Origin of the sequence: Pedobacter sp. MC2016-14, assembly GCF_020991475.1 — a bacterium.
GTDB lineage: Bacteria > Bacteroidota > Bacteroidia > Sphingobacteriales > Sphingobacteriaceae > Pedobacter.
The window spans coordinates 601,906-624,657 of the sequence record NZ_JAJMPA010000001.1; the positions used below are offsets into that span (position 1 = coordinate 601,906).

21 protein-coding genes are annotated in these 22,752 nt (G+C 39.8%); 6 read left to right on the plus strand and 15 right to left on the minus strand.

The genetic code is table 11. The features are described 5' to 3' along the window. Position 1 precedes the first annotated feature (1 nt). Positions 2-1,105: a CapA family protein gene (locus tag LPB86_RS02480; RefSeq protein ID WP_230640963.1), complete on the plus strand. Its 1,104-nt coding sequence runs from the start codon at positions 2-4 to the stop codon at positions 1,103-1,105. On the opposite strand, the gene LPB86_RS02485 is transcribed toward LPB86_RS02480, so the two are convergent. Beyond that, positions 1,102-1,287 carry a hypothetical protein gene (locus tag LPB86_RS02485; protein ID WP_230640964.1) on the minus strand — a complete coding sequence of 62 codons (186 nt, stop codon included), beginning with the start codon at positions 1,285-1,287 and terminating at the stop codon, positions 1,102-1,104. The genes LPB86_RS02480 and LPB86_RS02485 overlap by 4 nt on opposite strands. A 110-nt stretch (positions 1,288-1,397) precedes the next feature. On the opposite strand from LPB86_RS02485, the gene LPB86_RS02490 reads away from it, so the two are divergent. After that, a complete protein-coding gene (locus LPB86_RS02490) occupies positions 1,398-2,330 on the plus strand; it encodes an SPFH domain-containing protein (protein ID WP_230640965.1) in 933 nt (310 codons plus the stop codon). A 65-nt stretch (positions 2,331-2,395) separates the two neighbouring features. Here the strand turns inward: LPB86_RS02490 and LPB86_RS02495 are convergent, their stop codons facing one another. The 4 genes from LPB86_RS02495 to LPB86_RS02510 all read right to left on the minus strand — a co-directional run bounded on the left by LPB86_RS02495 (position 2,396) and on the right by LPB86_RS02510 (position 7,069). After that, positions 2,396-4,519, minus strand: coding sequence for a carboxy terminal-processing peptidase (locus tag LPB86_RS02495; protein ID WP_230640966.1), 2,124 nt, complete (start codon positions 4,517-4,519; stop codon positions 2,396-2,398). Positions 4,520-4,648: 129 nt separating this feature from the next. After that, positions 4,649-5,329, minus strand: a complete 681-nt coding sequence (locus LPB86_RS02500) for a hypothetical protein (RefSeq protein ID WP_230640967.1) — start codon at positions 5,327-5,329, stop codon at positions 4,649-4,651. A gap of 20 nt (positions 5,330-5,349) precedes the next feature. Then, the gene (locus LPB86_RS02505; RefSeq protein ID WP_230640968.1) at positions 5,350-6,192 is read right to left on the minus strand and encodes an isoaspartyl peptidase/L-asparaginase; all 843 of its coding nucleotides are present in this window, start codon (positions 6,190-6,192) and stop codon (positions 5,350-5,352) included. A 1-nt stretch (position 6,193) separates the two neighbouring features. Continuing rightward, positions 6,194-7,069 carry a cyanophycinase gene (locus tag LPB86_RS02510; RefSeq protein ID WP_230640969.1) on the minus strand — a complete coding sequence of 292 codons (876 nt, stop codon included), beginning with the start codon at positions 7,067-7,069 and terminating at the stop codon, positions 6,194-6,196. Positions 7,070-7,559: 490 nt separating this feature from the next. On the opposite strand from LPB86_RS02510, the gene cphA reads away from it, so the two are divergent. Further along, entirely contained in the window at positions 7,560-10,175 is a 2,616-nt protein-coding gene (gene cphA, locus LPB86_RS02515; RefSeq protein ID WP_230640970.1) for a cyanophycin synthetase, read from the plus strand. A gap of 60 nt (positions 10,176-10,235) precedes the next feature. Here cphA and LPB86_RS02520 read toward each other — a convergent pair whose 3' ends face one another. The 4 genes from LPB86_RS02520 to fumC all read right to left on the minus strand — a co-directional run bounded on the left by LPB86_RS02520 (position 10,236) and on the right by fumC (position 13,469). Continuing rightward, entirely contained in the window at positions 10,236-10,691 is a 456-nt protein-coding gene (locus LPB86_RS02520; RefSeq protein WP_230640971.1) for a PA2169 family four-helix-bundle protein, read from the minus strand. Positions 10,692-10,766: 75 nt separating this feature from the next. Further along, positions 10,767-11,564 carry a S1/P1 nuclease gene (locus LPB86_RS02525; protein ID WP_230640972.1) on the minus strand — a complete coding sequence of 266 codons (798 nt, stop codon included), beginning with the start codon at positions 11,562-11,564 and terminating at the stop codon, positions 10,767-10,769. A 1-nt stretch (position 11,565) separates the two neighbouring features. After that, positions 11,566-12,024 carry a fumarate hydratase gene (locus tag LPB86_RS02530; RefSeq protein WP_230644277.1) on the minus strand — a complete coding sequence of 153 codons (459 nt, stop codon included), beginning with the start codon at positions 12,022-12,024 and terminating at the stop codon, positions 11,566-11,568. Between the two features lie 47 nt (positions 12,025-12,071). Then, positions 12,072-13,469 carry a class II fumarate hydratase gene (gene fumC / locus LPB86_RS02535; protein ID WP_230640973.1) on the minus strand — a complete coding sequence of 466 codons (1,398 nt, stop codon included), beginning with the start codon at positions 13,467-13,469 and terminating at the stop codon, positions 12,072-12,074. Between the two features lie 139 nt (positions 13,470-13,608). On the opposite strand from fumC, the gene LPB86_RS02540 reads away from it, so the two are divergent. Continuing rightward, complete coding sequence (locus LPB86_RS02540; protein WP_230640974.1) at positions 13,609-14,826, plus strand: serine hydrolase; 1,218 nt, start codon at positions 13,609-13,611, stop codon at positions 14,824-14,826. On the opposite strand, the gene recG is transcribed toward LPB86_RS02540, so the two are convergent. From recG to meaB, 4 genes are all read right to left on the minus strand, one after another. Next, on the minus strand, positions 14,823-16,928 hold the full coding sequence (recG, locus tag LPB86_RS02545; protein ID WP_230640975.1) for an ATP-dependent DNA helicase RecG: 2,106 nt from the start codon (positions 16,926-16,928) through the stop codon (positions 14,823-14,825). The genes LPB86_RS02540 and recG overlap by 4 nt on opposite strands. Positions 16,929-16,962: 34 nt before the next feature. Further along, on the minus strand, positions 16,963-17,343 hold the full coding sequence (locus tag LPB86_RS02550; RefSeq protein ID WP_230640976.1) for a RidA family protein: 381 nt from the start codon (positions 17,341-17,343) through the stop codon (positions 16,963-16,965). Positions 17,344-17,436: 93 nt separating this feature from the next. Further along, entirely contained in the window at positions 17,437-18,789 is a 1,353-nt protein-coding gene (locus tag LPB86_RS02555; RefSeq protein WP_230640977.1) for an OmpA family protein, read from the minus strand. A 427-nt stretch (positions 18,790-19,216) separates the two neighbouring features. After that, positions 19,217-20,101, minus strand: coding sequence for a methylmalonyl Co-A mutase-associated GTPase MeaB (gene meaB / locus LPB86_RS02560; protein WP_230640978.1), 885 nt, complete (start codon positions 20,099-20,101; stop codon positions 19,217-19,219). 67 nt (positions 20,102-20,168) lie between these two features. On the opposite strand from meaB, the gene LPB86_RS02565 reads away from it, so the two are divergent. Continuing rightward, positions 20,169-21,047, plus strand: coding sequence for a glycosyltransferase family 2 protein (locus LPB86_RS02565; RefSeq protein ID WP_230640979.1), 879 nt, complete (start codon positions 20,169-20,171; stop codon positions 21,045-21,047). After that, positions 21,047-22,036: a glycosyltransferase family 2 protein gene (locus LPB86_RS02570; RefSeq protein WP_230640980.1), complete on the plus strand. Its 990-nt coding sequence runs from the start codon at positions 21,047-21,049 to the stop codon at positions 22,034-22,036. Before LPB86_RS02565 ends, LPB86_RS02570 begins: the two co-directional genes overlap by 1 nt. 9 nt (positions 22,037-22,045) lie before the next feature. Here LPB86_RS02570 and LPB86_RS02575 read toward each other — a convergent pair whose 3' ends face one another. Together LPB86_RS02575 and LPB86_RS02580 are read right to left on the minus strand one after the other, a co-directional pair. Continuing rightward, positions 22,046-22,432, minus strand: coding sequence for a type II toxin-antitoxin system VapC family toxin (locus LPB86_RS02575; RefSeq protein ID WP_370632792.1), 387 nt, complete (start codon positions 22,430-22,432; stop codon positions 22,046-22,048). After that, positions 22,432-22,641 carry a DUF2281 domain-containing protein gene (locus tag LPB86_RS02580; protein WP_230640982.1) on the minus strand — a complete coding sequence of 70 codons (210 nt, stop codon included), beginning with the start codon at positions 22,639-22,641 and terminating at the stop codon, positions 22,432-22,434. Before LPB86_RS02580 ends, LPB86_RS02575 begins: the two co-directional genes overlap by 1 nt. Between the last annotated feature and the right edge of the window lie 111 nt (positions 22,642-22,752).

Genomic DNA, 22,752 nt, shown 5'->3' on the forward strand with positions numbered 1-22,752 from the left:
TATGAAATTGTACAGCCTGGGCATATTGGGTTTTATTACCCTCATTATTTTGCTGCGCTGTGCCGGAAGCACTGCAAATGTATCTTCAGCAGAAGTTCCGTTTCCACAAGCCAAAGACTCACTAACTAACGATACCCTTTCTATCACCGCAGTTGGTGACATCATGATCGGTTCGGCATACCCTTCCAAATCAAACCTACCCAAAGATGCGGCAGGCAGTTTTAAAAATGTAGCCTCCTATTTAACGGGTGATATCGTTTTCGGAAATCTTGAAGGTTGTTTTCTCAATCAGGGTAAATCCACCAAATGTAAAGACACACTAGGCAACAGCTGTTTTGCCTTCCGCATGCCCGAGCATTACGCTGGCATATACAAGGCAGCCGGGTTTAATGTGCTAAGTGTTGCCAATAACCATGTAGGTGATTTCGGCCTCAAGGGGCGTAAACGCAGTACAGAAATACTAGACTCTTTAAATATTAACTATGCTGGGCTGGTGAGCCATCCTTATATATTATTTACGATAGACAGCGTGAGGTATGGTTTCTGTGCTTTTGCACCTAATGAAAATACCGTAAGCATTAATAACCTGGACAGCGCAACAAAAATCGTATCCTTTCTTAAACAGCAGGCAGATATTGTCATCGTTTCTTTTCATGGAGGTGCAGAAGGAGCGAAATATGAACACGTAACCCGCAAAAAGGAAATATTTTACCAGGAAAACCGTGGTAACGTTTACGCTTTTGCACATGCGGTAATAGATGCTGGTGCAGATGTAGTACTAGGGCATGGCCCACACGTTACCCGTGCCGTAGAGGTTTATAAAAAGAAATTTATCACTTACAGCATGGGTAACTTTTGCACTTATGGGATGTTTAGCCTTAAAGGCGCTAACGGATTTGCACCTTTGCTACAATTGAAAATCAATACAAAAGGCGACTTCATTTCTGCCGAAGTGATCTCCGTAAAACAGGATAAGATCAACCACCTCACTTTAGATCCCGGATTTACCGCCTTTAAAAAGATAACTGATTTGACCAATGCAGATTTCCCCAATCACGGGCTTACATTTACCGAGAACAGGTTTATAAAAATCCAAGAAAATTAAGCCTCATCTTTTGTGTTTTTAACCAGGCCTACACCGGTAAAGAAAAAGATTAACCCAATTATTCCGTAAACAATTAATGGCGTATAACTAACCTGCTGTTTAGTGAAGCCATAACCGGCATAAATAAGCCCAATAATCCCTAAAATAGTCAGGATAGTTCCAAAAGTACGTTTTACATTCATGATAGTTGTTTTATATACTATGATATAAACAATATCTATGCCGCATTACGCAATTATTATTTAAGGATAAACCTACAATTTTCCATACCTTCATTCAAAAAACAACTCTTATGAACAATCTCCTTATTATTCTACTAGTTATTGCGGTCATCGTCCTGATCAGCTCATTTGTAACCGTAAAGCAGGGAACCATTGCCGTGACTACCATTTTCGGAAAATACAACCGTCAGCTAAGTCCTGGTTTAAACCTTAAAATTCCACTTGTAGAGCTGATTTACTCCAGAATTTCCATACAAAACAGATCAGTAGAACTTTCCTTTCAGGCAGTAACACAAGACCAGGCAAATGTTTACTTTAAAGCCATGCTGCTTTACTCAGTATTAAACCATGATGAGGAAACCATCAAAAACGTAGCATTTAAGTTTGTAGACTCCAACAATCTAATGCAGGCACTGATCCGTACTATTGAGGGTTCAATCCGGGCATATGTGGCTACTCAAAAACAGGCCAATGTACTGGCCCAGAGAAATGAAATTGTACTACATGTAAAGGAACAAATAGACCTGGTTTTAGAAAGCTGGGGGTATCACCTTCAAGATTTGCAACTGAATGACATTACCTTCGATGAAGAAATCATGCGCTCCATGAGCAGGGTAGTTGCATCAAATAATTTGAAAGCAGCAGCGGAGAATGAAGGACAGGCTTTATTAATTACCAAAACAAAAGGAGCAGAAGCGGATGGTAATGCCATCAAAATTGCCGCAGCAGCCGAAAGAGAAGCCGCCCAACTGCGTGGTCAGGGTATTGCCCTGTTTCGTGCCGAAGTTGCGCACGGTATGACCAAGGCCGCACAGGAAATGGAACAAGCCAATCTTGATATTTCGGTAATCCTCTTTACCATGTGGACAGAATCCATCAAACATTTTGCAGAAAACAGTGATGGTAACGTAATTTTTCTGGACGGATCAACAGAGGGTATGAACAAAACCATGAAAGAGATGATGTCCATGCAAATTGAAAAGAATACAAAAAAATCTTCCTGATAAAAGGACATAAAAAAAGCAGGGCCGCCTATGGATGTCCTGCTTTTTTTTATGCTTTACACAATTTATTTCTTACTCATTTGCATCAAATCTGCCATTACTTTTAAGCTCTCATCTTCCACAAAATCATAACCCTCTTCCTTGGTGATTTTATCTCCTTTTTTAACAGGTGCCAAACCCCTTACTTTTCTAAGCTCGTTAGTTTTAGCCAGGTTTTTCGCTTCCGCTGCATCCCGTTCTGCTTTAAGTTTAGCCTCATTTAAAGAAACAGAAGTCTCACTATCTTTTTCCTTCAATTCAATAATATCCTGTTGTAGAATTTTATAGGCTAAAGAATTTGCCATCCGCTCATTATGAAGCTTAAGCAAGTTAGCTTTAACAGGATCAAGGTTGCTTACTTTAACAAAATCTGATGCAGCAATAGTATCCCATGGAAGGGCAGAAACTTCTGTATCTTCACCAATCTTGTCCATTGGATATACAGAAGGGAACGTAATATCAGGTATCACTCCTTTATGCTGCGTACTGCTTCCGTTAATGCGATAAAACTTAGCCATAGTCAGGTTAATCTGTCCAAGCTGTGGCGTAGTACCCTCTTTGCCAGCACCAGCAGCACCAACTTTACCTCTAACTAATGCAGCCAGTCTTTCCAGAACCGTTGGATTAACCAATCTGTTTAAGTCAATAGAAGATTGAACAGTACCTTTACCATACGTTTGAGTACCCAAAATGATTCCACGTCCGTAGTCCTGAATAGCACCAGCAAAAATTTCCGAAGCCGAAGCACTCAAGCGATCTACCATGACACCAAAAGGACCATCCCAGGCCACACCTGCGTTTGTATCCTCGCTCACGTCAACTTTTCCCTGCATATCCCTTACCTGAACTACTGGACCTTTATCAATAAATAACCCTGTCAAATCAATGGCCTCCATTAAAGAGCCGCCACCGTTTGAGCGAAGGTCCATTACAATGGCATCTACCTTATCCACACTTTTTAAAGTGTCAATCAGCAAACGGACATCTCTCGTTGTACTTTTATAATTAGGATCTCCAGCGTTTGCAGCTTTAAAATCAGCATAAAATGCAGGAACGCTAATGATCCCTATTTTGTAAGGCTTACCATTAGACTGAATTGTTTTAACCTCTTTTTTAGCAGACTGGTCTTCCATGATGATTTTTTCACGAACCAGTGCAATAATTACTGGTTTTGCAGACAGTTCCTGACCAGATGGGATGATCTTTAAGCGTACCGTAGTACCTTTTGGACCTTTTATTTTAGAAACCGAATTTTCCAGTCTCCAGCCAACAATATCTTCAAAATCACCATTTCCCTGTGCAACAGCAACAATCCTGTCTCCAGCACTCAAAAGCTTGCTTTTAAAAGCAGGGCCACCCGGAATTACTTCTGCAATCTTAATGACCTCATTTTCCAGTTGCAACCTGGCACCAATTCCCTCAAATGAACGGGACATTTCCTCGTTAAACTCCTGTGCTTTTGCAGGCACAAAATAATTGGTATGCGGATCAATACTTTCTGTGAAAGCGTCCATCACGCTTTGAAAAACATCCTGATTATTTAGCTTAGCAAGTTGCGATTTCAGGTTATTGTATCGCTTAGTCAAGGTTTCAACATTCTTAGCTGCCGAAGTTCCGGCAATCTGAAGATTTACCAGCTCATATTTAACCCTTTTCTTCCAAAGATCGTTTAGCGCGGCCTGAGAAGCTGCCCAGGGCATTTTTTCACGGTCATACACATAAGAATCATTTTGGTTAAAATCATATTTACCTTTTACCTGTACCAGCGAATAATCAATACCCTGGTTGTAGCGTTTTAAATAAACGTTAAAAATATAAAATACAGCACTGAGGTCACCATTTCTAAAATCATCGTCAAGTGTAGTCCTGTATTTCTCAAAAGATGTAATATCTGAATTTAAAAAGTAAGACCTGGATGGATCAAGAGATTTAATATACTTATCAAGGATTACAGAAGATATAGAATCGTTGATTTTTATCCTTTTGTAATTGTAATTTTCGATAAGTGCTACCACTTCCTTACATACCAGCCCTTGTTGTACATCAGGCATAATATTCGGAATGCCATCCACAACAGGTTGTGGTTTGGGTGCAGCAGTACATGCTAATACAGCCGCTGTAAAGGTTACCAATAATATTCTTTTCAACATCTCTTTAAACAATTTGAAATCCATTTTTTTATAAACAACGAATATGATACCAATTTCTCAATAAACAGAAAAGAGACAGTATTATTACTGTCTCTTTTCTGTAAACTTATCAAAGCTACTCAAAAAATGCTACTTTTTAAAAGACTGCTTCCCACTAATTAAACTTCTTGCATCTCTAATCTCCCGTTTAAATTGATTGATATTAGAATTTTTTGCCAGTAGTTCTATCCGGTTGATATCTTTTGTAGCCAGCTTATACTCCTTCCGCTTAATTTTTACGTTCATAATCCCCAATAGCGAGGCAATATAACTCGTATAATCTTTCAGTTGCTGTGCAAGTATCCCCTGCTGGGTGTAAAACCATAATGATTGCGTAAGTTTATTAGAAGCAAAATAGATTTTACCAAGTTGGCTATAGGCATTCATCTGCCCATTACGGCTTCCAATTTTCGAATAATTTTTAAGTGCAACATTTAATACCACCTGCTCTGCCTCGGTGTAATGTTCCATTAAAAAATGAACGTGACTTAAACGCATCAGTGCCGAACCATAAAGCGCAAATTTTTTAGAACTGTTATATTCAAATGCAGCCTTTCCAAATAATGTAAGTGCATCATTCAAATCGCCACGTTTTTCATTTTTGTCCGCTTCAGAAAAATAGTTGTTTCCATCTTCCTCATCCAATCCAGAAACGGCAATGGTAATGGCTCCGCTGCCAGCAGCAGACTCCTCCAGAGATAGAAAATTATTTTGAGCAAAAGCGAAGTTGCCACAAAAAAGAACAACAATGGTCAAATAAATTCTATACATGAAAACAAAGGTACAACAATTTAGTTAAACACCTGTAAACTACCATCAAAAGCAGCCCACACCATGTATGGATGAGAATCTGCATGGTAAATTTCTCCCTGCGCGCTAATACCAATGATACCGGCAAAGCCACCTGTTTCCGCTAATTCCTTAAACGATTTATCCGTGGCTTCTTTGAGGGATGCGCCATCTGTAACCCTGGTTACAATTTTAGCAGCCAAAGCAGCACCCACAATGTCTTCTCCAATACCTGTACAGGATACCCCGGCAAATTTATTTGCAAAATTACCGGCAACAGTCGCAGAATCACTTACCCTGCCAACCATCTCAAGCCCCTTTCCCCCGGTAGAAGTTGCCGCCGCAAGGCTTCCAGCGCTATCCAGGGCCACGCAGCCTACAGTTCCTTTTCTGGATTCTACATCCAGTTTAGCCAGAAACTCTTTTTGCCTTTGAGGCGAAATGGAATCAAAATAGCCAAACTTATTTTTGCGGGCAAAAGATAGTGCACCCGGACCACTGAGTACCTTATCCTCATAATCCAGCAACAATTCGGCAACCTTTATCGGATTTTTAATCCTTTCAACATTGATAACGCCACTAAAACGATGGCTCTTGCCATCCATTACCGAAGCACTTAACCTTACTTTCCCGTCACTCTGAATCTGTGAGCCCCAACCTGCATTAAAAAGTTCATTATCTTCCAACAAACTCACCACATATATCACTGTTTCCAATGCCGTATGCGTTTTCAGGTACTCATATCCCTCGGTAACAATTGCAGACAAAGCATCTTGTTTCGCCTTTTTGGTTTCCTGATTCGTTAACGATTCGCTAAAAAATCCACCATGAATAATTAACTTCATATTATAAAACAGAAACAGCTTTAGGATGATGAATGGTTAACTGATGCTCCGTTAAATCATAAACATCACCATCACACATTACATGTACAATCATATTTTTTATAGATACCGGCTGTCCCATCTCTACATCGGTCAGGTTAGTATCTGCCATGGTGCGCCCATCTACAAGGATCACCATTCCAGAACCAATAGCTTCCATTTTATGACCTTCAGAAATGTATAACCCAGTATCCTCTCCAAGGCCTATTCCTAATATACCCGGATTACTGGCAGCAGCATACAACAAACGACCAATACGCCCTCGCTGCACAAAATGAGTATCTACTATTACACCGTCTATAAAACCCAAACCACCCGTAATCTTAACTTCCCCCTTCAACAAGGCGTCTTTACTACTCCCCTGGTAAATCATATTTTTAGAGCTCGCTGCCGCACCCGCAGAAGTTCCGGCAATCACTACTTCCTCATTATGATAATTGTAAAGCAAAATATCATGTATAGCAGTCCCACCAAAAATAGATGACAAGCGCAACTGATCACCACCCGTAAAAATAATTACCTCCGCAGCTTTTACACGGGCAACATTCTCTGGATTATTAGCCTGCTCACGACTGTTAATGTGTAATACACCAACATTGTGCACATCCAGTTGTGAGAAAGCTTTAATGTATTCTTCACCAACCTTTTCAGGGATGAGGGAAGCAGTAGTGATAATTTCAAATCTGGATTCCGTGTTTTTTACAGACTCAGTCGTGATTCTTTTAAGAATACCTCTCTCAAAAAAATTCATATTTTGAGGCAATCCGAATTGAGTTTCCGTAAAACTTCCGGTATTTATTGCCCCCCCTATAATAATTAACTTTCCTTTTGGAGCCATATGATCATTTTAGAAATCCAACAAATTCAAAATAACGATTTTTTTATGAATTCTACACCTTAAATTAACCTCACCTATGTAAATTCACATTCTTTTACTAGTTTTATGAACAAATCAGACCAATACTGAAAGCCTCCGGAAACCACCATGATTATTTGCGCCACCATACCATGAATGCACAACTCATGATCGCTTCCAACTATAAAAATAAATACATACACTGATAAAGCCCATCATGGTTATTCTCATTGCAATAGGAAGAATAAGCAGAACCATGACCGCTTCATTACATTAAAAAATAAATATATAAACTAATGAACCCGTCATGATTATTCAACTATAAATAATGAATAACCAAATCTTGATCGCTTCATTACCACTAAAAGATAAACATATAACCCAATGAAACCGTCATGATTATTCAATCACAAATAATGAATAACCAAATCTTGATCGCTTCATTACCACTAAAAGATAAACATATAACCCAATGAAAATATTAGGCATACAAGCACTAAGAGGACCCAATATTTGGTCTGTTAACAGAAAAAAACTCATTCAAATGCGCCTGGATTTGGAAGAGCTTGAACAAAGTCCAACCAATTTAATAGATGGTTTTGGAGCCCGCCTTCAAAAACTCCTGCCAAGCATGCAAAGTCACCGCTGTTCTAAAGGTGCTCCGGGTGGCTTCTTCGAACGCGTAGCGGAAGGTACCTGGATGGGGCATGTGATTGAACATATCGCACTCGAAATTCAAACGCTGGCAGGCATGGAAACAGGCTTTGGCCGTACAAGAGAAACTAAAACCAGCGGCACGTACAATGTTGTATTTAGTTATCTTGAGGAAAAAGCTGGAATTTACGCTGCCGAAGCATCCGTAAAAATTGCCCAGGCACTCATTAACAATGAAGACTACGATCTGGAAGCCGACATTCAACGACTGCGCGAACTCAGACAGATGGAACGACTTGGCCCCAGTACTGCTTCTATCGTTGATGAAGCCATTGCAAGAGACATTCCATGGATCAGGTTAAATAAAAGTTCATTGGTGCAATTGGGCTATGGAAAGAACCAGGTGCGCTTTAGGGCTACCATGACCGAAAGAACCAATAGTATCGCTGTAGATATTGCAGGAAATAAAGATGAAACGAAACGCATCCTTAAAGACTCTGCAATACCTGTTGCAAAAGGCATAACCATTACCGAACTATCAGAATTAAAAGAGGCCATTAGCCATGTTGGCTTTCCTATGGTATTTAAACCTCTTGACGGCAACCACGGTAAAGGGGCATCCATCAATGTACAAACAGAAGAAGCGGCTAAACTTGCTTTCGAATATGCAAAGCAATATTCCCGTAAAATCATTGTTGAACGCTTTATTACCGGCTACGACTTCAGAATCCTGGTGATAGATAACCAAATGGTGGCGGCAGCATTGCGCGTACCTGCGCATATTACCGGCAACGGGCAAGCAACCGTGCAGGAACTGATTGATAAAGAAAACGAAGACCCAAGAAGGGGTTATGGCCATGAAAATGTGCTCACAGAAATCCTTGTAGATCGGGACACGCTTGACTTACTGAGCAAAAAAGCATACACCCTGGATACCGTAGTGCCAAATGGAGAAGTGGTATATCTTAAATCGACCGCAAACCTGAGTACTGGCGGAACTTCTATTGATGTCACAGACCTGGTGCATCCTCAAAATGTTTTCATGAGCGAACGTATTGCGAGGATTATTGGCCTTGATATTTGTGGAATAGACATTATGGCGCAAAACTTAACCCAACCTTTAACAGAAAATGGCGGGGTAATTTTGGAGGTAAACGCTGCACCTGGTTTTAGGATGCACCTTGCCCCGAGCGAGGGATTGCCAAGAAACGTTGCCGCTCCTGTTATTGAAATGTTATATCCTCCCGGCAAATCTTTCCGCATCCCAATCATTGCTGTTACGGGTACAAATGGTAAAACCACCACAACAAGACTTATTGCCCATATTGTAAAAAGTAATGGTACAAGAGTGGGGTACACCACATCAGATGGTATTTATGTGCAAAATACCCTGCTGATGAAAGGCGACACCACTGGACCGGTAAGTACAGAATTTATATTAAGAGATCCCACCGTAGAATTCGCAGTTCTGGAGACAGCAAGGGGAGGAATATTAAGAGCCGGATTAGGCTTTAACAGGTGCGATATTGGTGTAGTAACCAATATACAAGAAGATCACTTAGGTATCTCAGATATCCATAACCTGTCTGATCTTGCACGTGTTAAAGGCGTAGTAATAGGCGCTGTAAAAAGAGATGGCTGGGCAGTATTAAATGCAGATAACAAATATTGCGTTAAAATAGCAGGCAAAGCAGATTGCAAAGTCGCCTACTTTAGCATGGATGAAAATAATCCTGTAATTGTGGAGCATTGTAAAAAAGGCGGCACAGCGGCCATATACGAAAATGGTTACATCACCATCAAGAAAGGCGACTGGAAAATCAGGGTGGATAAGGTTACTCACATTCCACTCACTTTTGGCGGCAGTGTTGATTTCATGATCCAGAATGTATTGGCAGCAACCCTGGCTACCTTTTTATATGGTTATAAAATTGAAGATATCAGGATGTCGTTACAAACCTTCATTCCCTCAGCGGCACAAACACCAGGAAGAATGAATATCTTTAAATTTAAAGAGTTTAAAATTCTGGTTGATTTTGCACACAATCCAGATGGCTTTAACGGCATCAAAGATTATCTGAAAACTGTAGAGGCAACGGAACATATTGGTGTAATTTCTGGCACCGGCGATAGAAGGGACGAAGACATTAAAGAAACAGCCCGCATTGCCGCGCAAATGTTTGACAAAATTATTATTTGCCAGGAAAAATACTTACGCGGTCGTGATCAACAGGAATTGATCGACTTACTGCTGGCTGGGATCAGAGAGATCAAACCAGATATGGAAGTCATCATCAATAACAATGGTGCAGAGGCCTTGCAGTTTCTCATCGCCACAGCTAAATCTGGTTCCTATATTACCATTTTAAGCAATACCATTGACAATGCCATTGATAAAGTAACCGAGTACCTGGACAAGGAATTTGGCATATAAAATAAACAGGCCCCTGAATAAAACTCAGGGGCCTGTTTATTTAACAAAAATTTTTAAGACCTAGGCCTGTGCGTCGCGCAAGGCTTTGATCTCATCATGAGATACCCTTAAGGTTGCTTTTTGATCAGAGATCAGGCTTCTTAGGTTGGCAGACAAATCTTCTTCATTTAAAGCAGATTTATAAGCTCGTTGCGCCGCATCTTCACCTGCTTCACAATTGTTCAAAACAGTCTTGCGGTCATGTCCGGTAAACAAAGCTTTAACATCCATCCAGGCACGGTATATTTTACCCGAATTAGTTGTTCCAGACTCTGCGTCCACACCTAAAGTCTGTACTTCGGTAGCCAAAGCCAATTTATATTTATGGCTTTCACCAATCATTTTAACAAATAAAGCTTTAAGATCGCTGTCTTCAGGCTTTAATTCTTCAATAGCTCTTGTATAACCTTCAATCCTGTCGTTATTAATTAGGATCAGGTCGTTTAATACTTCGGTATTTACTGTTGTAGTTTCCATTTTTTATAGATTTGATGTACGAAGACAACAGCCTATCTAAAAAAAGGTTTTACAATATTTTTCTTCAGACAGTTATTACCTGTAGATGTCATTCAATACCACAGCCAGGCGGATGCCTCCCTTAAGCAATTGCTCATTCAGCAGGCCCACAAACTCAAAATTATAGTTATAGCTTAATTTGTCCTCTGCTTTGGTAAAGGCGTAAATTTTATTGCAGGCAACATATGATTCATAAATATAATCTTTTAATGTGCCTGCCTTCCATTTGCTAAGTTGCTCCTTAGCGGGATGATTTATAGCGGTCGCATATTCCGTATAACTCAACTGCTGATAATCTACCAGTCCCTCATCCCAAACACGGTGCAGATTAGAGCGTTGTCCAAACCAGGTTACATTAACCTTGTTACCGCCAAGATCTTCTTTTCTTGCCGTATGCATAGGTTGGTGAAGGTCGCCCATTAAATGAATCAGAATCCTTAATGCCATTAATTTCTGTCCTGCAGAGCTTTTTTCATTTTTTAAAACGGCAATTTGCTCCGGAATTTTAGAATATAAACTAGCCTCATTAAAAGAATCTAAATAGCCAAATACACCATTCTGATCCAAACCAGCAGCAAGATTTACATAATGCCATGAATTGAGATAGTTAAATGAAGTATCAGATTTTATAAAATCCATCCAGTTACTGGCCATTGCCATATCTTCATTACCCAAAATACCCTTTACTGCTTTACGAGCTTTAGCGCTCAAGTAATACTCTGCAACTTTGCCTACTACCCTATGACCAGTAATGCCCCAGGCAAACACATTAGAAGGGATATAAAGGGCCACTGCAAGCAAGGCACACACTTTTATTTTAAGGGATAAATTCATCTTATAAAGCTTTAGGGATGCAAATGATTTTTTGTATTAACGCCAGCCGGCTTTGCCGCTGGTCTATCGTGTTTTTTAAAAGCAAAGTATCCGGTTTTGAACGCTCCACTATAAAAGACTTTAGGAACCTGCCGCTTTGGTAACAGCCGGAAACTTTTTGTTTGTAATTAGATTTGGTGTATAGCCCATCTAAAAAAAGGCTGTCTTTCCTTACACTATACACACCTTTTGCATATTCCTTCCAGAGCCCCCCGTTAAAGCAAGACTCTTCATAATAATTAACTTTAGCATGTGTAGTAAGTTGTACATAAAAGGAATCACAGGTAAACTTAAACTGGTACATGGTGTAAGTCAGCAAAGCGGCCGAATCAGCAAGTGCCTCTTCTTTCCAGGCACCCTGCAAAAATTGTTCTCCATTACCCTGAATGTTTGGGCGTCTCTCACAACCAAGAGACGCCATCAAACAGTATAATAACAGTATAGATAATGGATATTTGGCCACCAGTTTTATTTTAAACTGCCAACCATATCAGCAGGTTTTACCCATGCATCAAATTCCTCGCTGCTTAACAAGCCGAGCTCAACAGCCGCAGCTTTCAACGTTTTATTTTCCTTATGTGCTTTTTTAGCAATTTTTGCCGCATTTTCATAACCCACATGAGGGTTCAATGCTGTTACCAGCATCAGTGAGTTTTCAAGGTGTTTTTGAATCTCGGGCAAGTTTGGCAAAATACCCTCAGCACATTTATCATTAAACGACACACAAGCATCACCAAGTAAGCGTCCGGATTGCAATACGTTAGCTGCAATGACAGGTTTAAATACATTCAACTCAAAATGTCCGTTACTGCCACCAATACCAACCGTAACATCATTACCCATTACCTGCGCACAAACCATAGTTAAAGCTTCAGGCTGCGTAGGATTTACCTTACCTGGCATAATAGAAGATCCGGGCTCATTATCAGGAATAATGATCTCCCCAATTCCACAACGAGGGCCTGAGCTTAACATTCTGATATCGTTTGCTATTTTCATTAAAGAAACCGCTAAGCGTTTATACGCACCCGACAGTTCCACCATGGCATCATGTGCCGCCAATGCCTCAAATTTATTAGGCGCAGTTACAAAAGGTAATCCGGTTAGTTCAGCAATTTTTGCCGCAACCAGTACATCATAACCCTTAGGCGTATTCAATCCCGTGCCTACAGCAGTACCACCAAGTGCAAGTTCACTAATCATCACCAGCGCATTTTTAACCGCTCTTAAGCCATTATCAATCATTTGTACATAGCCAGAAAACTCTTGTCCAAGCGTTAAGGGTGTGGCGTCCATAAAATGGGTACGACCGGTTTTAACAATATCTGCAAATTCAGATACTTTTAAGTTCAGCGTATTGCGTAGTTTCTCCAAACCCGGAATGGTAATCTCTACAGCCTGCTTGTAGGCTGCAATGTGCATCGCCGTAGGATAAGTATCATTAGAAGATTGCGATTTATTTACGTCATCATTAGGATGCAATACTTTTTGATCATCAACAAGGCTTCCACCGTTCATAACATGCGCACGATTGGCAATAACCTCATTGGCATTCATATTACTTTGTGTACCAGAACCTGTTTGCCAAATTACCAATGGAAACTCTTCATCAAGCTTTCCGGCAATAACTTCATCACATGCCTTTGCAATTAATTCCGCTTTTTCAGCACTCAATACCCCAAGTTCCGTATTGGCTAAAGCAGCAGCTTTTTTCAAATAGCCAAACGCATGAATAATCTCTTTAGGCATAGATGCCTCAGGACCTATTTTAAAATTGTTTCGTGAACGTTCAGTTTGTGCTCCCCAATATTTATCAGCAGGCACCTGCACCTCACCCATGGTATCGTGTTCAGTTCTAAAATTCATTGTATACTGGTTTTTTGGACAAATTTAAGCTTTATACTCTTATATGATTGTAAAGTAAATGATAATGTTTAAAACTCTTTTACGTTAAAAGGGGTAATATTTCTTAATTTTCGGGCTTTTTAAAAGAATTTTATAATACATGACCTTTCGTAACCTATTATCGGTGGCCACAATGGCGGCTTTGTCCTTTACTGCCTGCTCCAATTCTAAAAAAGATACACCTGTAACGGTACCAAGTACAGAACGTACAGCAGATGACGACAAAAAAGATAGTCTGCTCCTGGTATACAACCCCAAGAAAGGCGATCAATGGATTGCGGGTTTCGTTCAGAATCTCCATAAAAAATATGGCTTTAACGGCAATATGCTGGTTGCGAAAGACGGTAAAATACTATACGAGCAGGCAATTGGCTGGGCCGACTACCTGCACCGCGACAGCCTGAAGATCAGTTCGGAATTTGAACTGGCCTCTGTAACCAAAACCTTTACCGGGGTGGCGATTATGCAATTGGTAGAGAAAGGCAAGCTCTCTTTAAATGACAACGTTAAGAAATTCTATCCCAATTTCCCCTATGAAGGCATAACTGTAAAGCTTCTGCTGACTCACCGCAGCGGAATGATGAATTACGTATATTTTACCGATGGCATCTGGAAGGAAAAGAGAAAACCCATGAGTAATCTGGACGTGATGAACCTTATTGCGGAACATAAACCAGCAAGATATGCCGCACCAGATACGAGGTTTCACTACAACAATTCTAATTTCATGGTACTTGCCGCCATCATTGAAAAAGTAACTGGTAAAACCTACGCAGATTACATGATGACCAATGTCTTTAAACCAGCAGGCATGAAAAATACGCATGTATATTCAACTACCGTTTATCCTAAAATTCCGGTAGACGTGGTTGGCCATGACCGTACCTGGCGATATTCTGTAGTACAAAACTTTTTAGACGGTCCGGTTGGAGATAAAGGAATCTATAGTACTTTGCATGATCTGGTATTATATGATCATGCCTTAAGGAATGGCAGGTTACTGACCAAACCAAGCCTGGATTCTGCTTATACCGGACACAATAAGGCGGTTAATGGCCATTTCAACTATGGATATGGCTGGCGAATGTTTGATGGGGAGAACAACAGAAAAGTAGTTTACCATACAGGCTGGTGGCATGGTTTCCGCCACATCTACGTGCGTGACCTGAACAAAAACATCGTGATTATCTTTTTGGGTAACCTCACCAACGGAAGCTTACTTCATCTGGATGACCTGTACAAACACCTCGGTGTACCTGTGATCAGAAAAGGAGCTTATACTGGCTCTGGATCTATGCCCGGCAGTGACGAAGATTAAGATATTTTATCTAATGCAATGCCTCTGGCCTTTTTATCAATAAAGCGCTTAAGCATTGCATTTTTAGGTAATGTGAGTGTTGGATCTTCCTGAAAAATCTCAATTACCGTATTTCTGGCTTCATATAAAATTTGCTGATCCTTAACCAAATTGGCAAGTTTTAAATCCAGCACACCACTCTGCTGCGTACCAGAAAGATCTCCAGGGCCACGTAGTTCCAGGTCTATTTCCGAAATTTCAAAGCCATTATTGGTCCTCACCATTGTTTCCAGCCTTACCTTCCCCTCCTTACTCAGTTTCTGCCCAGACATCAGGATGCAATAAGATTGTTCTGCACCCCTGCCAACCCTGCCACGGAGCTGATGAAGCTGAGATAAACCAAAGCGTTCTGCATTTTCAATAATCATCACAGACGCATTAGGCACATTCACACCTACTTCAATTACCGTGGTGGCCACCATGATTTGCGTTTTGCCATCAATAAAACGCTGCATTTCGTATTGCTTGTCTTTATTCAGCATTTTTCCATGCACAATACTGATTTGAAAATCAGGCAAGGGAAACTGATAGCGCATTTGTTCAATGCCTGCCTCTAAATGCAAGAGATCTAACTTTTCACTTTCCTTAATTAAAGGATAGACCACATAAACCTGCCTTCCTTTGGCAATTTCAGTTTTCATAAAACCAAACATGCGCAAGCGTTGCCCCTCAAACAAGTGCTTCGTTTCAATCGGTTTTCTGCCCACAGGAAGCTCATCTATCATAGATACATCCAAATCCCCGTATAGGGTCATTGCAAGCGTTCTGGGGATCGGTGTAGCCGTCATCACTAAGATATGAGGGGGGATGCTGTTCTTACGCCATAGCTTAGCTCTTTGCTCAACGCCAAAACGATGTTGCTCATCAATCACCACAAGGCCCAAACTCTTAAAAATAACCTTATCTTCAATAAGTGCATGCGTACCTACCAGAATATCAATCTCCCCACTTTCCAATTGCTGATGTAAAATTACCCGCTCTTTCTTTGTACTGTTACCTGTAAGAATGGCTACCTTAACCAGGTCATCATTCAATAAAGAAACTATCGAATGGTAATGTTGACGTGCCAGGATCTCGGTAGGGGCCATCATACAAGCTTGAAAGCCGTTATCGTTGGCCAGCAACATACTCATCAGGGCCACAACAGTTTTTCCACTGCCTACATCACCCTGAACCAAACGGTTCATTTGTACACCACGCTGCGTATCCGTTCTTATTTCTTTAATTACCCGCTTTTGTGCACCTGTTAAGGCAAATGGAAGAATCTCCTTGTAGAAAGTATTTACCTTTTCACCAACGGTACCAAAAACCTGTCCCTTAAATTTTAGTTCTCTGAACTGCTTGTTACTCAACAACTGCAGCTGAATAAAAAACAATTCTTCAAATTTTAACCTGCGCTCCGCATGCTGCAAAGAAATTACATCTTTAGGAAAATGTATGTTTAATATAGCCTCACGGCGATTGACCAGTTTATATTTTTCCAACACATAGGCAGGCATGGTTTCCTTTACCTCGCTAAGGTATTGATCAATAATGTAAGACTGTAATTTCTGAATCCCCTTACTATCTAAATTGAACTTCTTAAGCTTCTCCGTAGAATTATATACGGGTTGCAAGGTTAGGTTTCCGGTAGCCGTTGCTACCCTAGGATAGTTTTCAAGTTCAGGATGAGAGATGCTGTAACTGCCATTGAAAACCGTAGGTTTCCCAAAGGCAATGTATACTTTTCCGCGCATCACATGTTCATCCACCCACTTTAAACTTTGAAACCACACCAGTTCAATGGTTCCGGTATCATCCGTGAATTTAGCAACAATCCTCTTTTTATGCTTTTCACCAATGGTTTCCTTACTGGTAATTCTGCCAAGAACCTGAACAAAAGGCAATTCAGGATTAAGTTCATTAATTTTATAAAACCGGGTCCTGTCTATGTACCTAAAGGGGTAATGATTTAAAAGCTGGGCATAGGTATATATGCCCAGCTCCTTCTGTAAAATTTCAGCACGTTTAGGCCCTACTCCTTTTAGAAATTCAATTGTAGTATCTAAATCAGAAGCAAACAAAATATCGGGTATTTATGGTAGGATGATCTGTAATTTATCCTTTGAAAGCAATGCCAGAGATTTCCACATTTACACCCTTTGGCAAGCCTTTTACAGCCACAGTTTCGCGGGCAGGAAAATCACGTGTAAAGTAAGAACCATAAATTTCGTTCACTTCGGCAAACAAAGCCATATCAGACAGAAAGATGGTTACTTTAATTATATCATTGAAATCGAAACCTGCTTCCAACAGTACCGCCTTTAAGTTGCGCATAACCTGATGTGTTTCTTCTTTAAGAGAAGTGATGTTCAGTTCTCCCGTAGAAGGATTGATGGCAACCTGACCAGAAAGGTAAAGAAAACCATTTGCAAGGACAGCCTGACTGTACGGACCAATTGGTGCAGGTGCTTCTGTAGTATTAATAATCTGCTTCATAATACACAAATGTAAAAAATTATGAGCAGAACATATTGCAAAAAAAATGGGCTCCGAATTAACGAAGCCCATTTTTTATGTTGTTAAGAAATACTAGTTTCTTGAAGACTCAACACGACGGTTTTGAATACGACCTTCTTCAGTATCGTTAGAAGCAATTGGATTAGCTTCACCTAAACCTTTAGCAGAAACTTGGCTAGAACTAACACCAGAGTTTACTAAGTAAGTTTTTACTGAGTTAGCTCTGTCTTTAGACAGTTTCAAGTTGTAAGCAGCAGTACCTTCGCTAGAAGCATAACCTTTAAGGGTTACTTTACCACCGTTTGAACGTAAACCTGAAGACAATTGATCTAAGATAGGGTAAGACTCAGTTTTCAAAACTGAAGAGTTGAATTCGAATTGGATTGGCTCAAAACCAGATGCAGTTGCAGCTACAGCTACCGGAGCAACTGGAAGTGGGCAACCTGAACCGTCAACAGCAGTACCTGCAGGAGTTCCTGGGCATTTGTCAAACTGATCAGCAACACCGTCACCATCTGAATCTTTTTTCAAATCTTCAATAGATTTCTCTACGTTAGAAACACGGTTTTTAAGCGCTTCAACTTCTTGACGTAATGAAGGGTCTTTCAATTCATCATACATTAAAGCTAAAGGGTTAACCCAGTTTAAGTCTGGTTTAGATTTAGATCCTAAAGAGAATTCTAAACCACCGTAACCATAAGCAAATTTATCTTTAGTAGTTGTTTTTACGTTAGTAGCTCCATCAAATCCGTCAGCATCAGTGAAGTGCATAGTATAACCTAAGTTAAAAGCAACACGGTCAGAAACTTTGAATTTAACACCAGCTCCTACAGGGATGTAAACATCTTTTCTGTAGTCTTTAGCATCATGACGATCGTACTGGCTACCAATGTAAGTACCTTTGTTATCAGTAACAGTACCGTTAGCAGCAGTAGTTTTAGAAGAAGAAGCCATTAAACCGTAACCAGCAGTTACGAAGAAGTTTACTGAGTTCTCACGACGCAAGAAGTCAACAGTTGCTACGTTAACAACACCTCTTAAATCAACAGCATATTGAATTTGAGTTTCGAAATCTCTGTAACCAAACTCAACACCACCTGGTGCATTTTTGTTAGATCCAGAAACTTTACCACGGATACCGTTCAGTTCCAAGCCAAAAGCATGACCTAATTGTTTTTTAATGGAGATTCCATAACCTAAATTTACATCCTGGCTGTTGAAATCATTTGAACCGCCAATAGCAACAAATGGAGATAAAACACCCGCATTTACACCAATTGACCAGGTTCTGTACTGCCCTCTTCCACCAAATACTTTGGCTGAAGAAGAAGTTGCTGTAGAATCCTGAGCATTAGCAAGAGTCGTAGCTCCCATTAATGCTACAAAAGAAACTGCAAGCCCCTTTTTTAAAGTAGAATAATTCATAATTTTCTTTTTTAAGGTTAAACAAATTTTAATCGTCTAATTTTTTTTGTGTAGCAAAATTAAACAAATTTTTAAATTCTCAAACACGTGTGCAAACACCGTTCCAAACTTAAACCTCACCAGAAAATAGTGAAAAACGCAGCATATTTTAACCAAAACCAGAGGGTGTACAAAAAAGCTAACACCACAAATACAGTGGCAATACACTATCCTTTAGCACATTACTAAACTTATAGACTTGTCGGTATTTTTTTTAAAAGATTTAATTTAGCCATACATTAGCAGCATTTTAGCCCTATTTGAGCTCGATAATACGCCGAAATAAGCGCAAAATAAGTGTTAATAATTGTTAACACTTATTAAATCAAGTCCTTTTTTTGAGACAATGGCATGAAAAACGCCTAAAACAACCTGTTTTGTCAGCCAGCTAAAGCCACTTGTCAATAAATTTATAGACATTAAATTCCGGCAAAGTCAGTGCAATTGCCAGATCGGCGCGCAATTTAGCCCGGTCAACATCCTTCATTCTGTAGTCCTGGATTATCTTAAATGCCTTTTCTGCCATAAGGTAAGATTTACGTTCCCGGTTAAAATCTCCGGGTGCTGTCAACCATTCACACAATTCCGTAATTCCAGCACCTTGATCAGCAACTGTTTCAAAAACAGGAATTGGTTTGTCCTGTACCAGTTTCTTAAGATTGGCCGCAAACAATGCAGCGCCATCTCTATCCGATTTATTGACCACAAATCCATCCGCTATTTCCATCAGGCCGGATTTAATGTTCTGGATCTCGTCACCAGACTCCGGAACCAACACAACAACCGTTCGATCTGCCAAACCCGCTATTTCTAACTCCGATTGCCCAACACCAACAGTTTCCACCAAAATCAGGTCAAAATCAGCGGATTTCATCACATCAACCATTTCAATCGTTTTGGCAGAAATTCCACCTAATGCACCCCGGGTGGCAACAGACCTTATATATATACCCGGATTATTAAAATGGCTGGACATCCTGATTCGGTCGCCAAGTAAAGAGCCAAAATTAAATGGAGAAGTTGGGTCTACAGCCAGGATGGCAATCTTCATCTTCTTCGCTACAAAATATGAAGCTATCTCGTTGACCAGCGTACTTTTACCTGCACCTGGAGGGCCTGTAATGCCAATTACAGGAACATCTCCCTTAATCTTCAGGGAACGTAAAAGCGCCTTAGCAGGATAAATATCATTCTCTACCAGGGTTAGCGCCCGGGCTAAGGCCATAAAACTTCCTTGCTCAATTGCTTGCAAAAGCGAATCGTGGGTTTCCATACAATAGACTATCTTTGCTACAAAGAAATAGAATTTATACTCAATATTATACTATACCATAACCACAATGAAGATAGCAGGTTTCTCTTTCATCAAAAATGCAATGATTAACGACTATCCGATAGTACAAGCCATTACCTCTATACTGCCAATATGCGATGAGTTTGTGATTGCAGTGGGCAAATCTGACGATGATACTTTGAATCTGATTAAAAACATTGGCTCTGCTAAGATAAAAATCATAGAAACCGTGTGGGATGAGCGTTTGAAAGAAGGAGGTCGTGTATTTGCAGCAGAAACAGATAAAGCTTATGCAGCAATATCTAAAGATACCGACTGGGCTTTCTATATACAAGGTGATGAATGCGTTCATGAAAAATACCATGATACGCTGGTTAAGGAGATGAAAGACAATCTTCAGGACCCAAAAATTGAAGGATTGCTATTTAAGTACCTTCATTTTTATGGTTCTTACGATTATATTGCTGAATCCAGGAGATGGTACAGAAGAGAAATCAGGCTCCTCAAATACCAACCGGGCATCCATTCCTACAGAGATGCGCAAGGCTTTAGAAAGAATGGAGAAAAGATTAAAGTAAAATTAATTGATGCCTACATTTACCACTACGGATGGGTTAAACCGCCGGAAGGGCTCAATAAAAAAGTGCGAAATTTCAATAAATATTACCAGACAGAAGAATGGATTGAGGAAAACTACCCTCAGCAGAACACCTTCGACTTTGGCAATGCTGACCGTCTTATTCATTTTGCCGGCACGCATCCTAAGGTAATTCAGGATAAAATTCTTTCTACCAACTGGACATTACCAATTGACCCCACAGGCGTAAATAAAAAGCTCAGCCCAAGAAGAAAAGTTTTACAATGGATAGAAGACAAAACAGGACGACGACTTTTTGAATACCGCAATTATACGCTCGTAAAGTAATGAATACAGGCATATCTGTAGTTTTGCCAAACTATAATGGCAGACAGCTTTTGGCAACATACCTGCCTTATACCTATGCAGCTTTAAATAGAAGTGGGATGGACTATGAGCTAATTGTTGTAGATGATTGTTCCACCGATGATTCTGTAAATTTCTTAGAGACTGAATATCCAGATGTTATGGTATTACAGAATGAGCAGAATGTTGGTTTCTCCAAAACCTGCAATGCAGGGATCATAGCCGCCAATAAATCTCTTACTTTACTATTGAATACAGATGTAAAATTAAGTCCTGATTACTTTGAAGGCTTAATTTCCTATTTTGACCACCCTGAAACTTTCGGCGTTATGGGGCGGATTATAGGCATGGAAGATGAGTTCATTCAAGATGCAGCTAGAATTCCCGGATTGAGCGGTTTTAAAATACAACCCAGCCGCTTTTATTACGCAGAAGACCCTACCGTTAAAGTACCTACGTTATATCTCTCGGGCGCTAATGCATTAATAGCTACAGAAAAATTGCAGGCTTTGGAAGGCTTTAATGAAATCTTTTCGCCTTTTTATGGAGAAGACCTGGACCTGGGCCTAAGGGCCTGGCGTAACGGCTGGACTTGCTATTACCACCACAATGCAATATGCAGGCATCAAATTTCTTCCACGACTAAAAACCTTCAGAAAGCAAAATACATCAAGATGGTCTACTTCCGTAACCGGTATATTTTTTACCACCTGCATTGGAATGGATTTAACCTGATCTTGTTGCACCTCCAACTCTTTTTTACAGATTTCCTTTTTAGCCTGCTCTCTTTTAAGGCATATAAAATTAAAGCTTACCTTAATTTCTGGAAAATGATGCCGGCTATCATTGAAAGTAAAAACAGTTTTGCAGTTTATGTATCCTGGCCAAATGTTTCCTTAAAACAAGTTGTAAAACACTTATCGACCGCAGCTAAACAACTCGGGCTGACGAAGGTCCCAAAAGGAAATTAACTACCGGGATTACCAAATTACATCTATTGCATATTTGCTAACATTGCTATCCCGGGAAATTAGTTTATAATTCATATCGATTGCTGTAGCTACAATGATTCTGTCAAAGGGATCCCGATGTATTAGAGGTAAATCTTTTAAAACTTTAAGATATTCTATCTGAATTGGAAGAATAAAAATATTATTTATGACGCAAGATTTTATGAGTTCGTCTATTGTATAATCCAATTGCAGCTTACCAATGGATTGTTTTATGGTTATTTCCCAAAAAGTTGCTATACTAACATATAAATCATTATTTGTATCATTCAAGACTTGTTTAGCATATAGAGATAATGCATCATTATCATCTTGCATCCAAAGTAAGGTGTGTGTATCTAATAGATATTGCTGCACTATATGTAGTCTTTAAAATCATCTAAAGGCTCGTCAAAATCAGGACTCATTTTCATTCTGCCTTTCAACAAACCTAGTTTCCTACCTTGATTTGGAAGTAATTTCATATTACTTTTCTTCTCAATAATAAAATCAATAAAATCTTCTACCTCTTGCTGATAGGCAACAGGTATCTTTTTTATTTTGTCCAAAATTTGCGACTGCCCCATAAGTATCTTTAATTCAAAAATAGTATTTAAAGTTGATGATTCAAATTGTTCGCTCGCTTAGCGGCAAAGGCAAACTTTTTAGTCCTACATATCGATTGTTCAAAATGTGTA

What these genes read in the sequence shown, in the direction of transcription:
- LPB86_RS02480 (WP_230640963.1), top strand. Translation starts at nt 2, where the DNA reads ATGAAATTGTACAGCCTGGGCATATTGGGTTTTATTACCCTCATTATT.
- LPB86_RS02485 (WP_230640964.1), bottom strand. Translation starts at nt 1,287, where the DNA reads ATGAATGTAAAACGTACTTTTGGAACTATCCTGACTATTTTAGGGATT.
- LPB86_RS02490 (WP_230640965.1), top strand. Translation starts at nt 1,398, where the DNA reads ATGAACAATCTCCTTATTATTCTACTAGTTATTGCGGTCATCGTCCTG.
- LPB86_RS02495 (WP_230640966.1), bottom strand. Translation starts at nt 4,519, where the DNA reads ATGTTGAAAAGAATATTATTGGTAACCTTTACAGCGGCTGTATTAGCA.
- LPB86_RS02500 (WP_230640967.1), bottom strand. Translation starts at nt 5,329, where the DNA reads ATGTATAGAATTTATTTGACCATTGTTGTTCTTTTTTGTGGCAACTTC.
- LPB86_RS02505 (WP_230640968.1), bottom strand. Translation starts at nt 6,192, where the DNA reads ATGAAGTTAATTATTCATGGTGGATTTTTTAGCGAATCGTTAACGAAT.
- LPB86_RS02510 (WP_230640969.1), bottom strand. Translation starts at nt 7,069, where the DNA reads ATGGCTCCAAAAGGAAAGTTAATTATTATAGGGGGGGCAATAAATACC.
- cphA (WP_230640970.1), top strand. Translation starts at nt 7,560, where the DNA reads ATGAAAATATTAGGCATACAAGCACTAAGAGGACCCAATATTTGGTCT.
- LPB86_RS02520 (WP_230640971.1), bottom strand. Translation starts at nt 10,691, where the DNA reads ATGGAAACTACAACAGTAAATACCGAAGTATTAAACGACCTGATCCTA.
- LPB86_RS02525 (WP_230640972.1), bottom strand. Translation starts at nt 11,564, where the DNA reads ATGAATTTATCCCTTAAAATAAAAGTGTGTGCCTTGCTTGCAGTGGCC.
- LPB86_RS02530 (WP_230644277.1), bottom strand. Translation starts at nt 12,024, where the DNA reads ATGGCGTCTCTTGGTTGTGAGAGACGCCCAAACATTCAGGGTAATGGA.
- fumC (WP_230640973.1), bottom strand. Translation starts at nt 13,469, where the DNA reads ATGAATTTTAGAACTGAACACGATACCATGGGTGAGGTGCAGGTGCCT.
- LPB86_RS02540 (WP_230640974.1), top strand. Translation starts at nt 13,609, where the DNA reads ATGACCTTTCGTAACCTATTATCGGTGGCCACAATGGCGGCTTTGTCC.
- LPB86_RS02550 (WP_230640976.1), bottom strand. Translation starts at nt 17,343, where the DNA reads ATGAAGCAGATTATTAATACTACAGAAGCACCTGCACCAATTGGTCCG.
- LPB86_RS02555 (WP_230640977.1), bottom strand. Translation starts at nt 18,789, where the DNA reads ATGAATTATTCTACTTTAAAAAAGGGGCTTGCAGTTTCTTTTGTAGCA.
- meaB (WP_230640978.1), bottom strand. Translation starts at nt 20,101, where the DNA reads ATGGAAACCCACGATTCGCTTTTGCAAGCAATTGAGCAAGGAAGTTTT.
- LPB86_RS02565 (WP_230640979.1), top strand. Translation starts at nt 20,169, where the DNA reads ATGAAGATAGCAGGTTTCTCTTTCATCAAAAATGCAATGATTAACGAC.
- LPB86_RS02570 (WP_230640980.1), top strand. Translation starts at nt 21,047, where the DNA reads ATGAATACAGGCATATCTGTAGTTTTGCCAAACTATAATGGCAGACAG.
- LPB86_RS02580 (WP_230640982.1), bottom strand. Translation starts at nt 22,641, where the DNA reads ATGGGGCAGTCGCAAATTTTGGACAAAATAAAAAAGATACCTGTTGCC.